This is a genomic window from Cognataquiflexum aquatile (assembly GCF_003316845.1).
Classification (GTDB): domain Bacteria; phylum Bacteroidota; class Bacteroidia; order Cytophagales; family Cyclobacteriaceae; genus Cognataquiflexum; species Cognataquiflexum aquatile.
In genome coordinates, this window is sequence record NZ_QMIK01000001.1 from 49041 (window position 1) to 63437 (window position 14397).

Genomic DNA, 14397 nt, shown 5'->3' on the forward strand with positions numbered 1-14397 from the left:
AACATAGAAATTATATAATATCTTAAATTGTATAGGGAAATCCGCACTAAAAATCACACAATAAATTAAAGACAATGAAAACAAAATTATGGCTTGGATTAGGGCTTATTGCCCTGACCATCAGCTGCCAAAGCCCGAAAACTGAAGTTACACCCGAAGAAGCCCGGGCCATTGCTAAAGAAGCCTACATCTATGGCTTTCCTGTAATAGATAACTTGCGGGTGCATCATTCTTACTTTACCAACACAAGCGATCCTGACTACAAAGCGCCTTACAACATTCTCTATAACATTCCCCGCGTTTTCACGTCCCAGGACAAAGCGATCCAGACTCCAAATTCTGACACACCCTATTCATGGATAGGCTTGGATCTGCGCTCGGAACCGATCGTGTTCACCGTTCCACCTATTGACAAAGAACGATACTGGAGCTTACAGCTGATAGATCTTTTTACGCACAATTTCGACATTCCAGGCAGCCGAACAGATGGAAATGATGGTGGCAGTTTTCTTGTCGCCGGACCAAACTGGAAAGGGGAAAAACCCGAGGGTATCACGCGAGTGATCCGTTGTGAGACCGAGATCGCTTCCGCCCAATTCCGTACGCAGCTCTTCGATCCTGAAGATCTTGAAAATGTCAAAAAGATCCAGGAGCAATATATCGTAAAGCCACTATCGGCATTCCTCAATCAACCTGCTCCACAATCAGCCCCGAAGATCGACTTCCCCCAGCCACTCACTCCTGACACCCAAAAGACCTCCCTCGAATTTTTCTCCTTGTTGAACTTCTACTTACAGTTTTCTCCGACGCATCCTACCGAAAAGGACCTCATGAACCGATTCGCCAAAATCGGATTGATAGCTGGACAAACGTTTGATCCCGAATCGTTGAAACCAGAAATCAAAGAAGCACTAAATGCCGGCATTCAAGATGCATGGAAAGAATTTGAAACCTTTAACAACAATGAAATCAAAACCGGCAAGGTAGGAAGCGCGGAAGCATTCGGCACACGGGAGCATTTAAAGAATAATTATATGCTACGCATGGCCGGTGCGGTTTTGGGTATTTATGGCCTTTCCAAAGAAGAAGCGATTTATCCTATTTACCAGACTGATTCCGAAGGGCAGCCTTTAAATGCCTCTACCAACAAGTACACCCTGACAATGAAGGAAAATGAAATGCCTCCGGTAAATGCGTTTTGGTCCTATACGATGTATGAACTGCCCTCCAGACTGTTGGCGGAAAATCCTCTCAACCGGTATTTGATAAATTCCCCAATGCTGCCTGACCTTAAGCGGAATCCAGACAATAGCATCACGCTTTACATACAGTACGAATCTCCGGGTAAGGACAAGGAGTCCAATTGGCTTCCTGCTCCCAATGGTCCGTTCTTTTTCGTAAACCGATTGTATTTGCCAAAACCGGAAGCACTTGACGGAACTTGGAAGCCAAAGCCTTTGGTACGGGTGCAGTAACCTATTGCCAATTTATTCTTGATTCTGAATAAAAAGCCTCAACCTTAAATGGTACTTTCCAATTTGGGTTGAGGTTTTTTATTTCTATGGAAATGGGGTTTAATTATAAAAGTAGTTTTTCTATTAATTTTTATCTTTGCTCCTAATTCGAAATAAAAGATTGCCGCACAGTAATATCATTCGTCAAGGAAATTGACCTGCGTTTTGTATATAACTGTTGTTTATCCGTGTGCCAATGTTTCATTTAGATAATTTACCTCCGAAGCTACTTCTAAGAGGGCAAAAGGGATTCTCATTTGTTTTCTTTCCAGCTTTTGAATGATTAGCAGACATTATTCCCAGAAATAATTATCGTAGGTACTTTTTATATTCACCCCAAAATAATTCCCCAAAATTCCTTTATTTGTATTGTACTAATTGTAGGTACATAATAGGTTTCTTACCTCTATAAATGGAAATCAGTTTTGATTTTATCACCCTTGTTCATCTTGTTGCGGTAGGCGTTGGGGTCGTGTCTGCTGCGGTAATTTTTTATTTCGGAATAAAGACCAATCCTGCCAACTTACCTTTGGGAATTGCCCAACTGAGTGTCTCCATGGCTATTTGGGTCAGTTTCTCCCTGATCTCCCAATTACTTGTTTATTGGCCTGTTTTTTATAGAACAGGAAATATTTTCGTGATGGTTTTTATCGTAATGGCATTTCTACATGCCGATTTTTATACCCGCAAACGCAAATGGAAATGGTACGACTTATTTCATGCGGTTCCACTCGTTATCTATCTGATTGACTTAGGAGATGTTTTGTGGCTGTCTTCAGCTCAAAAAAAAGAATTGATTCTTCAAGAAATCAATAATTTAGCTGTTTACGGAAAGTTTAATCAAAGCAAATATTTGGGTCCGGGTTTTCATCTGGAATTCAGAACATTTTTATTGAGTGCCTATTGGGTCGCGCAGGTGCTGGTTTTTGTCCGGTGGCTTCGAAATACTGTATCATTCACTCCAGAAAACAAGGTGTGGAAAAATTGGATGTTGATATTTTTGGCTTGTCAATTTTTTATGTGGTTTCCCTTCTACCTTAGCCTCATTTGGTTGGATCAATTGACCACCTACCACATTGCCAATTCCTTTGCGGTCATTTGGTTGTTGATATCCAGTATTTCTTTATTCTTTTTTCCCTCCTTGCTGTATGGAAGGACATTTGACGGAAACTCCAAAGCTTCTAAAGTCATCATCAAAACGCCGATGACAGAAGGGGAAGGGAAGAAAATGGAGGAAATGATGCAGACCATTGAATCTCAAATGGAGGGGAACATGCATTTTCTGAAACCAGGCTACAGCATCCATGATTTCTCGAGAGATATCAATTTGCCTGCCTATCAAATTTCCAAAAGCCTAAACACCTCTAAAGGACTTGGCTTTGTAGACTATATCAACCAAAAACGAATCCGATACTGTATATCCAAATTTGAAAAAGGTGAATGGCTCAACTTTACTTTGGAAGCTGTTGCCGCTGAGTGTGGGTTCAGCAACAGAAATTCTTTTACCAAGGCATTCAAAAAAGTGATCGGAGTTTCTCCCTCGGAATTTAGGTTTGAGTTAGAAAAAATGGCTCGACCCTGATATATTTTTTAAAAAGGATATTTAGAGAAATAAACAAGGGATTTTTTTAGTAAAAGGAAGAATTACCATCAACCTATGTTGATATTTCTTTTTGCATGGTTTTGCTAAAAACATGCAAGGTGTGTGTCTGTTATGCACCCATTTGAATTAAATTTGGAGTAGAATTTATCCAAACAAAGATTATGAAAATCAATTATTTACCCTTTGCAGTCTTGGCTCTGTGGATATTAGTCCAGTGTGCGCCAAAGGAAAAATCAGTCACACCCGAAGAAGCCCGGGCCATTGCCAAAGAGGCCTACATTTATGGGTTTCCATTGGTGGATCACTACAGGATTTTCTATTCCTATTTCGTGGACCAAAATGATCCCGAATTTAAAGTGTCATTCAACCAATTAAAGAACATTCCAAAGGTTTATACCCATGAGGACCGATCGGTCCAAACAGCCAATTCGGATACCCCATATTCTTGGGCGGGACTGGACCTCAGGGGAGAGCCTATTGTAATCATCATTCCCCCTATTGAAGACACCCGCTACTTCTCTGTGCAGTTGATAGATGGATTTACCCACAATTTTGCTTACATAGGCAGCCGGACTACAGGTAATAAAGGTGGCAAATACCTGATTGCGGGGCCGGATTGGAAAGGGGAAGCCCCGGTCGGTTTCGACGAGGTTATCCGATCAGAAACCAATATGGTGATGGCGCTAATCCGCACCCAGTTGTTTGAGCCGGATGATATTGATAATGTCATCAAGATCCAGTCTGGTTATGAATTGATGCCATTGTCTGCCTATCAGAAGCAGGCGGCCCCTGCGCAACCGGCAGCCATTACCTGGGTGAAGCCACTCAGCAGTGAGGAACAGAAATCCAACCTGATGTATTTTAATTTATTAAACTTCTGGTCACAGTTCTGGGCCATCCATGAGTCTGAAAAAGAGCTTTTCGAACGCTTCGCCAAAATAGGGATAGTACCGGGACAGACTTTTGATCCCGAATCATTTACTCCCGAATTCAAGGAAGCTTTGGCGGCCGGAATGCAGGATGCTTGGAAGGAATTTGCAGCCTATAATGAAGCAGAAATAATGACCGGAAAAGTCGGGAGTGCAGAGGCGTTTGGAACCAGGGAGCATTTAAATAATAATTATATCCTCCGTATGGCCGGTGCAGTATTGGGCATTTATGGCAATTCAAAAGAAGAAGCCCTTTACCCCATTTACCAAACCGATTCAGATGGACAGCCTTTGAATGCCGCCACCAACAAGTACACACTAACTATGCAAGAAAATGAAATGCCCCCGGTGAATGCTTTTTGGTCTTATACCATGTATGAATTGCCCTCTAGGCTGATGCTGGAAAACCCGATTAACCGATATTTGATCAATTCTCCTATGTTGCCCAACCTGAAGCGCAACGCAGACAACAGCATTACCCTTTATTTACAATACGAATCGCCAGGCAAGGAAAAGGAATCCAATTGGCTACCCGCTCCCAATGGTCCGTTCTTTTTCGTGAATCGCCTGTATTGGCCAAAGCCGGAGGCCTTCAACGGTACCTGGAAGCCTAAGCCTTTGGTACGGGTGCAGTAACCTATTGCCAATTTATTCTTGATCCTGAATAAAAAACCTCAACCTTATTGGATATTTTCCATTTTGGGTTGAGGTTTTCCTTATTTTTGTGGACATGGGTTTTTATAAAAAAGTTGTTTTTCTATTCATTTTTACCTTTCTATCCTATTCGATCCAATCGAGAGCCCAGCAGCAATTTCAATATAATTATGAAACTTGGTGGGGAGTGATGACCTCTGTGAGGGTTTCTGAAAAATGGTCTGTCTGGAACGATGCCCATTTTGTGGATGAAACTTTTTTCATATACCGAACAGGGATGACTTACCATAACAGACGGGACAATCTTGTCACCACGGCAGGGTACAGTTGGTTGCGGCTTACCACGCCTCTTTCGGAAGGGAGACTGATCCGAAAAGAACATCGGCCTTGGATGCAAACCATCTATAGGGTACCATCTACCAAAAAGTTAAGCACGAGTTTCAGGTTCCGTTATGATGCCCGATTTATCCAAAATCTTGAATCAGGGCAGTTGGCAGAGGGGTTTTCTTTCAATCACCGTTGGAGATTCAACAATGGATTGCGGTACCGTTGGGGAAATGTGCTCAGTCCAAACACTGTTCTGAGCACAAGTTTGCTGAATGAAGCCTTGTTTAGAACCGGTTCGGGACCCAATGGAGTTAGGCACGAACACCGAACCCACCTTATCATGGGGCTATCAAAGGGACCAATTACCTATTCGGTAGGATATATTGTAAGGTATATCAATATCAGTCCCGAAAGGGCCCGACTCAATCATGGCATGGTATTTTGGCTGACCATAAATCTGAATGCCATAAAGAAAAAGCCTTCTGAATTTGTTGAATTCCCCGAGGACCACATGAATTGAACCAACAAATAACCAGGTTTTGAAGATTTCATTTTTCATCGAGCCATTTGAAAAAAAACTCCATTAAAAAAAGCCTAATTCAAGGTTATTCCTATTTGGTTGCCATTGTTTCACACTTTTTCTTCAAGGTGGTTGGAAAAAAAACTAAATCACTATTTTTTGATTGGGAATAATGTAAAAAATATCCTCCCAATAAAGGTCAGGACGGGAAAATTGGCTTTTATTCAGTTCTAACATTGTAGAAATGTTTTTTTGGAATTCTTTGTCGCCTGTTTTATTTGTAAATCAAAAAAATCATTTTTGTAAAAAAACATGACATAAATCAATATTTTCTCAATTTCGAATAGTTTTTGATTAAATGTTTAGCAGATATTACCAATATCATTGGCATCTGGTTTATCATGTAATCATTTTATTTTTAATTCCCACAAAACCTATGGAAGTAATTTTGGATTTTAATGCGCTGATCCACTTGGCTGCAGCCATTTTGGGTATTCTTTCAGGTTTTATCATTCTTTATTTTGGAATCAAATCCAATCCAAAGAACCAGCCATTGGCTATATTTCAAATCATAGCCTCCATCGCAATTTTTGTAAATTTTTCACTGATTTCAGAATTGATATTTTATTGGCCTTTTATGTACCGGATGGGCCATATATGTATTCTTATTTTTCTACCGATGCCTTTTTTGTTTGTTGTATTCCATACGAGAAACCGTCTTTGGAAATGGTATGACTTGCTTCATGCCTTACCTCTTCTGGTTTTTTTTATTGATTATGGCCATGTTTTGTTGATGAGCAATGCAGAGAAAATTCTGATTTTACAAAAAGAGGTAAATGACTTGGACTTATTGGGCAAGTTTGCGCAGAGTAAATATATAGGACCCAATTTTCATGAGAATTTCCGTTCTTTTTTGTTTTCCTTTTATTGGATTGCCCAGTTTTACCTTTTTTTAAAATGGTCAAAAGCCCAAAAGGCAATGGCAAAGCAAACAAAAATCTGGAAGAACTGGACAATGTTTTTTCTCAGTTTCCAGTTCTTCATGTTTGTTCCATTTTACCTGAGTTTCTTCGGATTGGATAGCCTTACTTCTTACCATATGACAAATTCTTTTGTTGTCATATGGCTGCTTTTATCCAGTGTTTCCCTTTTCTTTTTTCCAAGTCTTCTGTATGGATTTACCATTAAGCCTGAAAAAGAAACCCCAAAAATTAAAAAGCAAATAGAAACCAAAGTAGGTGAGGACCAAAAATCGGATGATGTTATATTGGCTATTGAGCAACAGATGGATGAGAGGAAGCTTTTTTTGACGATGGGTTATAGTATCAATGATTTTTCAAGGGATATAAACATTCCTGTCTACCAGATCTCAAAGACCCTCAACACTTTTAAGGGTATGGGATTTGTTGATTACATCAACCAAAAGCGGATACTTTATTGTGTTTCAAAATTCGGAAAAGGAGAGTGGCTCATGTATACATCAGAGGCAATTGCAGCAGAATGTGGGTTCAGTAACCGAAACACCTTTACAAGAGCATTCAAAAAATTTCAAGGCATTTATCCTTCAGAATTTAAGAAAAAGCTTAATTCTTAAGGTATAATTTCAAACCTCTTTCTATATTTTTTTGTGGAATCTTTTTTTGCCGAAGGAAGATTTGGAGAATCAAATCGGTTAATTGCTTTATTTGACCCAAATCGAGCACGAGAAAATTTAATGGGGAGAAATCATTGCCTAATTTTGATACTAAACTTGTGAATTAGGGATGGCAATTCCAATTCCTTTCTTTTCTTAAAAAATATAAATTCTTATAACTCTTTGATGATGGAAAAATTGTTCAGGTGTCTAAAAATTATTGTGTTCATTTTTGCATTTTATCCCTCATATGGGCAAGATGCTGATTCCGTTTCTTCCAAGGGAGAAGAAAATGAAAGAAAAATCAGCATCATACCTATGCCGGTGATTGCAACCAACCCCACCATGGGGCTTATTTTTGGTGTAGCCCCGGGATTCAATTGGGTGAATGGTGACCCCGCCAATACAAGTATGACAAGTTATCTTGGCCAGATTCTGTATACCACAAAAAATCAATTACTTGTAGGTCTAAGGGGCAACCAGTTTACCGAAGGGGACAAATTGCTGATGATGACCGATATCCGCTTCCAAATCAACAGTCAGCCCACATACGGCTTAGGTACAGACCCAAAGTACTCCAATACTGTAATTGACGACCCCTCATATCCTAATGTTGGGGATGAGTTGGGCAAAGGTCCTGCTGAACAGGAGATGATGTATTTTAATCTCTTCAGGGTTTACCAAACCTTTTTGAAAAGACATCAGGACACCCGTTTCTTCTATGGGCTCGGTTATCATTTAGATGTTATGTGGAACATTGATGATAAGTTACTCGACCTTGATGCCAACCCACCAAGGGAGACATGGCACTACAAATATCAAACTGAAATAGGAATGCCGCTAGATGGCTATACACAATCGGGTATTTCTTTTAATGCCTCTTTTGATAGCCGTGACAATGTGGCCAACCCCTATGATGGCAGGTATGCATTGGCCCAATTTCGTACTAACCCGAGTTTTTTGGGGAGTACGGCGAGTTCTGGCCAATTGTGGCTAGAATACCGGGATTATTTCACGCTCAATAAAGAAAGGCCTAGAAACCTGTTGGCCTTTTGGACCTATGGGTGGTTTGTAACCGGTGGCAAAGTTCCCTATATGTTTTTGCCTGCCACAGGTTGGGATATGTTTGGACGTTCTTCCAGGCCGCATACCATGGGCCGCTTTAGAGGAGAAGATTTGGCCTATGCAGAACTTGAGTGGAGATTTCCACTTCAGCAAAACAAAGATAGGCTAGGAGCGGTGTTGTTTGTCAATACTGCTACTGCAAGCAGTCGCACACAAGACGTTAAGTTATTTGGCCATTTTGGCACCGGTTATGGTGGTGGCCTAAGGTATATGCTTAGCCCCAAAAACAGGGTAAATATTGCCTTGGATTATGGTCGAGGGATCAATGGTGCTTCAGCCATATTCTTGAATCTCAACGAAATGTTTTAACTTTAATCAAAAGCATATTTAGATAAATTATGAAAATTTCCATAACCACCCTTGTTTGGTCTGTTGTTTTCCTGGCATTGATTTCCTGCCAAAACAAGTCAACCAATTCTGTCGAAAATTCAGGAGAAGCAATTACCCTGATCATCAATGCCGACATTGTCACCATGGATCCCAATAAGCCCAATGCTTCTGCTTTGGCCTTTTCCGATGGTAAAATTCTTGCCGTTGGAACCGAAGCTGAAGTCAAATCAGCCATTGGGAATTACCAAAAAGTCATCGATCTTGGGGGAAAGACCCTTCTTCCCGGATTTTTTGAGTCACACGATCACATGTTCATCTCAGGTGCATCTGTTACTATCACTGATGTTTCTCCTTTTACTACACCAACCCTTGCAGGTGCACTTGAGAAAATTGCACATACCGAACCTGATCAGGATGGATGGATAGTGGCTTTTGGTGCTGAGCCATTGCTATACCAAGAAGGCAAAGGGCCCACTCGTGACTTGTTGGATAAGATTTTCCCAAATACGCCCGTAGTTGTGTTCCATTTGAGCGGACATGGGGGATTCGTCAACAGTGAAGCACTTCGGTTGGCAGGAGTGGACGAATCATCCCAAGCACCCACAGGAGGTACCTATGTAAAGGACGAGACAGGTAAGTTGACGGGTTTTCTGATGGGTAAACCAGCAGTATTGTCAGTAAAGCCATTTCCGATCCCAACACCAGCGACAGCTTTTATAGCTGCTCAGCAAAGGGCTGCGAAAGGAGTTACCACGGCATCAGAGTTTGCCATTATGAATTCATTTGTACTTGAAGGACTTCAAAAAGCTACCTCAAATCCTGAATTCCCGGTAAGGGTAGTAGGAGGATTGTTTTCCACTTCACCGGGTTTTGACGAACTCGCTCCAAGGCTGAAGAATTACGAAAATGATTTGTTCAAAATTCCCTTTATCAAAACTTGGACAGATGGATCGGTTCAAGGCGGAACAGGCCATCTGAGCGAAGGGTATCATCACGAAGACTTTGGTGGCAATGGTGCCCAAGGTGACCAGGAGTTTTTTAACAACCAGGTTGTGAAAATTTATGAACTTGGGTTATGGCCAGCCATACATGCCAACGGGGACGGTGCAGTAGATGTGGCATTGAATGCGATTGAACATGCTCAAAAGACTGTTGGGGACAAGGTAAAATCAGAAATCAGACCCCAGATCATTCATGCACAATACACGAGACCTGAGCAAATTCAGCGAATGGCCGATTTAAAGGCATATCCGACTTTCTTTACCACACACGTGTATTATTATGGGGATGTCCATTATGAGAAAACCTTGGGACCTGAACGTGCCCAAAGGCTCAGTGCTATGGGGGATGCATTTAAACTCAATGTCACCCCGACCATGCACAATGACCCTCCTGTGACTCCTATAGACCCCATGCTCAATATTTGGATAGCAGTATCAAGAAAATCCAAATCAGGGAGAATCTTAGGGCCTGACCAAGCCATCACTGTTGAACAGGCACTTCAGGCATACACCATCAACGCTGCTTTTCAGTTTGGGATGGAAAAAGATGCAGGTTCTCTTGAGGCAGGAAAATTTGCGGATATGGTTGTTCTTGACCGCAATCCAATGAAGGTCCCTCAGGATGAAATAAGGAAAATCAAAGTTGTGACGACTTTTCGCGGTGGGTTGATTACATTCACTGAGATCCCGGAGTACGATCATGATGATCCACCGGTGGAAAAATAAGCACCTTTGAAATAGCTATTCATAGAAAGAATCAAAATATAAATTACTATCTAAGTGGTTGAAAAGCTATAAATTAAGGAGCCAATAAAAAAAGCATCCTGAGAAAAGCCTTCTCGGATGCTTTTTTTAAATTCAAAAAACAGTAAAGTAGTTTTGCTTTAATGGTGAACATAATAAGATTTGAACTAATTTAAGTATGTCAAAAGGAAAAATTTCAGTCATTTTTCTGCTTTTGATCCTTTTGTCGGGTGTTGTGAAAGGTCAACGCGAAGTAGTTTGGAATTATGAAACTTGGTGGGGGTTGATGACATCAACAAGAGTGGCAAATAGGTTATCTGTGTATAATGATTTTCATTATTCCAAAAACCTATTTGTTGCATACAGAACAGGACTGACCTACCATCCCAAGGGGGACAATTTCGTCACGACTGTTGCGTATGCTTACTTAAAGTTGACAGCACCTTTTTCAGAGGGTAAATTGGTACGGTCTGAACATCGACCTTGGATGCAGGTAGTTTATAGGGTTCCTTCAACTAAGAGGATTTCTACCAGTTTTAGGTTTAAGTATGATGCAAGGTTTATCAGGGATGTGACTACTGAAAGTTTGGAAAATAGCTATTCATTTAATCACAGATGGAGGTTTAATAATGCTCTAAGGTATAATTTAAAGCCTAGTGGGAATTATTTTTCCGATTTTTTTGGGGTGATTCTCAATGAAGCTTTGATTACCACAGGCCCCGGGCCCAACGGTGCGCCTTATGAACACAGAACTCATTTTCTTGGAGAAATGCGTCAGGGTAACTTTATTTTTTCCGCGGGCTACATGGTGAGGTATTTGGCTTTCAATCCCGACTTTGCAAGGATGACCCATGGTCCAATTTTCTGGCTGACCATAAACCTTAACTTAATGAAAAATAAAGAGCGCACATTTTTGGAGAATCCCGAAGACCATTAAATAGTAATCGTCTTTCTATTTCCAAGTTTTTAAAAATCGACCTGTTTGCTTTTTTTATAATATCCAAAAACGAAGTAATATTACCTGTAAGAAAAATTGGTTTTTGGTGTAAATCCAAAAACCTTTTATTTGGTAAAAATTAAAGTATGCTTCACCTTAATTTAAGGAGTTGTTTTTGACTTTTAAGTTTAATTGAGAATGGGAATATATTGAATCTGCTTTGGGAATACTGGTCCCAAAAGGTTTCGGTAGCGTTTTGTTTCCTAAAGTAAAGTGGTATCTATTTGCAATTAATTTTCACTTCAATTACAATGGAAATAATTTTTAACTTCGATACAGTTCTATTTTTAGCCTCTGCAGCAGTCGGAATATTGTCCGGTGCAATCATTCTCTATTTTGGATTTAAGTATAATCCTGCCAACCAACCATTGGGATTTGGACAATTATGTCTAGGGTTAGCGATTTGGTCAGCATTCATTTTTACTTCAGGTTTAATCATCTATTTGCCACATTGGTACAGGACTTCAAATATCTTCACCATGCTGTTCATTCCGATGTCTTTTCTATATGTTGTTTTCTTTACCCAAAATCGATCATGGAAATGGTATGACTTCCTTCATTTTATTCCGGTGATGATATATATCGTGGATTATTGGAGTATTTTCATGTTATCAGGAGAGGAGAAAAAACTGTTGATTCAGCAGGGGCTTAGTGATTTGGATTTTCTGAGGGAATTTAGGGATAGCAGGTTTTTTGGTCCTCATTTTCACTGGGAATTCCGTACAGCCCAATTCAGCTTGTATTGGCTGGCTGAGGTAGCAATTTTTGTGAAATGGCTTCGTATCCAAGGTCCATTAACCCGGCAAGTGGTGCAGAGGAGAAACTGGATACTTGTTATTCTTGGTTGTCATCTGGCAATGGTGATTGTCCACTATCTCAGTCTATTTGCGACCATTGATTTACTCATCATAAGTGGCTTGTTTGTTACTTTGGGAACGTCAATAACACTTGTCATCTTCTTTTATCCATCTATATTGTATGGATCCTATTTGTCAGAAAAGCCTCAGTTAACACCCAAAATTCAGCCACAGATAATAATTAAAGAAGAGGAGAAACAAAAAATGGAAGAGATGTATTTAAAAATGGAAGCATTTCTTGAAGAAAAAAAGAACTTTTTGAATGAAGGGTACACCGTCCATGATTTTTCCCAAGATATCGTAATTCCTCCTTACCAGATATCAAAAATTTTACGGACAGTTTTGAATATTGGCTTTGTGGATTACATCAACCAAAAGCGAATCAAATACTGCATTGACAAACTTGACCAGGAAACCTGGAACACATATACACTAGAGGCTGTCGCCACTGAATGTGGTTTTAGTAATAGGAATACCTTCACACAAGCATTTATCAAATTCCAGGGAGAAACACCTTCCGTGTATAGGAGTAAGGTAAAGAAAATTAAAAGGTCCTAGAATTTATAAAGTTGGTCACTTGATATTTTTTTTGAACCCAAAGAAATTGGGTACACTTCATTTACATTCTGAGTCAGATGATTTTTTATTCTTTTTGGATTTGCAAAAATTTTAAAAATTTATGCAAAAGGAGCCTCAATGATAGAATTTTTCGGGATTAATAAACTCTATTTTTGTTACAGGTCCTATCAAAAAATTGCTTGAAGTCATTGTAATCAATTTTTAATGATCTTCAATTTTAAAATTCATTATCGAAATTTTGAATAATACTTAACCACATCTAATTCTCATTAAATGAAAAACCTTAGAACAATAAGCGCGACTATCTTCCTTCTTATTTTATCCTCAAACCTTATTTTGGGACAGGATATTGAGGAAAAAAAGGAGAAAAAAGTGACAATTATACCGATGCCGGTGATTGCTGCCAATCCTACTACAGGTTTTATTTTTGGGGTGGCGCCTGGTTTTAACTGGGTCAACGGAGACAAGGAAACGACAAGTATGAGCAGTGTTTTAGCCGGGTTTTTATACACGACCAAAAGGCAGTTATTTACTTCGGTTAGAGGAAGTATTTTTTTGAAAGATGACAGTTGGATGTTGTTGACTGATGTCAGGTTTAACTTAAATAGCCAACCAACATATGGTTTGGGCACGGATCCGAGATTCTCAAATCAGGTAATTGATGGAGATTATCCCCCGGTATCAGATGATTTGGCAGATGGGCCACCTGAAAACGAGATGATGTATTTTAATCATTTTAGGTTTTATCAAACTGCTTTGAAAAAACATGCTGACACGAGGTTTTTTTATGGTTTGGGCTATCATCTTGATGTCATGAACAATATTGAGGACAAGCTATTGGACTTGGAAGCGGACCCACCTAGATTAACCTATCATTATAAATATCAAACTGAACTGGGAATGCCCCTCACGGCTTATACCCAATCAGGTATATCTTTGAATACCTCTTTCGATAGCCGGGACAATGTTGCAAATCCTTATGACGGTAGATTGGCGTTTGCATCATTGAGACTAAATCCTGATTTTTTGGGAAGTACAGAAAGCAGCAGCCAACTGTGGTTGGAATACCGGGATTATTTTAATCTGAGCAAAACGAGACCAAGAAATCTGATTGCGTTTTGGGCCTTTGGTTGGTTTGTAACCGGGGGTAAAGTTCCCTATATGTTTCTGCCTGCGACAGGATGGGATATGTTTGGCAGATCCTCAAGACCCCATACAATGGGTAGGTTCAGAGGTGAGGATTTAGTCTACACTGAAGTTGAATGGCGTTTTCCTTTGCAAAAAAATAAAGACAGGCTAGGTGCGGTCCTTTTTGTGAACTCGACCACTGCAAGCAGCAGGACAGAACAAGTCAGCCTTTTCAATTATTTCCAGGCAGGCTATGGAGGCGGTATTAGGTATATGATAAGTCCTAAGAACAGGGTAAATATTTCCCTTGATTATGGCCGTGGGGTAAACGGTGCTTCAGCAATCTTCCTCAATCTAAATGAAATGTTTTAATTCCATTCCATCCTATTTAATTCTATAAAAACAAAGTTTTAGAAAAGTAGATAGGAGTGAACCCCGGATGCTTTCGAAGTTTTC

General features: G+C 40.0%; 10 protein-coding genes. All 10 read left to right on the forward strand.

Annotated features, from left to right (window positions below):
- Positions 1-74 precede the first annotated feature (74 nt).
- Complete coding sequence (locus DQW11_RS00230; RefSeq protein ID WP_113921995.1) at positions 75-1475, forward strand: DUF1254 domain-containing protein; 1401 nt, start codon at positions 75-77, stop codon at positions 1473-1475.
- A gap of 451 nt (positions 1476-1926) precedes the next feature.
- The gene (locus DQW11_RS00235) at positions 1927-3096 is read left to right on the forward strand and encodes a helix-turn-helix domain-containing protein (protein ID WP_113921996.1); all 1170 of its coding nucleotides are present in this window, start codon (positions 1927-1929) and stop codon (positions 3094-3096) included.
- 182 nt (positions 3097-3278) lie between these two features.
- Positions 3279-4682 carry a DUF1254 domain-containing protein gene (locus tag DQW11_RS00240; protein ID WP_113921997.1) on the forward strand — a complete coding sequence of 468 codons (1404 nt, stop codon included), beginning with the start codon at positions 3279-3281 and terminating at the stop codon, positions 4680-4682.
- 94 nt (positions 4683-4776) lie between these two features.
- Positions 4777-5547, forward strand: a complete 771-nt coding sequence (locus tag DQW11_RS00245; RefSeq protein ID WP_113921998.1) for a DUF2490 domain-containing protein — start codon at positions 4777-4779, stop codon at positions 5545-5547.
- Between the two features lie 436 nt (positions 5548-5983).
- The gene (locus DQW11_RS00250) at positions 5984-7141 is read left to right on the forward strand and encodes a helix-turn-helix domain-containing protein (RefSeq protein WP_113923131.1); all 1158 of its coding nucleotides are present in this window, start codon (positions 5984-5986) and stop codon (positions 7139-7141) included.
- A gap of 261 nt (positions 7142-7402) precedes the next feature.
- Positions 7403-8614 (forward strand): BamA/TamA family outer membrane protein, encoded by a 1212-nt coding sequence (locus DQW11_RS00255; RefSeq protein WP_232826637.1) that lies wholly within the window; start codon positions 7403-7405, stop codon positions 8612-8614.
- A gap of 29 nt (positions 8615-8643) precedes the next feature.
- Positions 8644-10362, forward strand: a complete 1719-nt coding sequence (locus tag DQW11_RS00260; protein ID WP_113921999.1) for an amidohydrolase — start codon at positions 8644-8646, stop codon at positions 10360-10362.
- A 196-nt stretch (positions 10363-10558) separates the two neighbouring features.
- Entirely contained in the window at positions 10559-11317 is a 759-nt protein-coding gene (locus DQW11_RS00265; protein WP_113922000.1) for a DUF2490 domain-containing protein, read from the forward strand.
- Between the two features lie 311 nt (positions 11318-11628).
- Entirely contained in the window at positions 11629-12792 is a 1164-nt protein-coding gene (locus DQW11_RS00270) for a helix-turn-helix domain-containing protein (RefSeq protein WP_113922001.1), read from the forward strand.
- A gap of 294 nt (positions 12793-13086) precedes the next feature.
- On the forward strand, positions 13087-14313 hold the full coding sequence (locus tag DQW11_RS00275) for a BamA/TamA family outer membrane protein (protein ID WP_113922002.1): 1227 nt from the start codon (positions 13087-13089) through the stop codon (positions 14311-14313).
- The last annotated feature ends 84 nt before the right edge of the window (positions 14314-14397 follow it).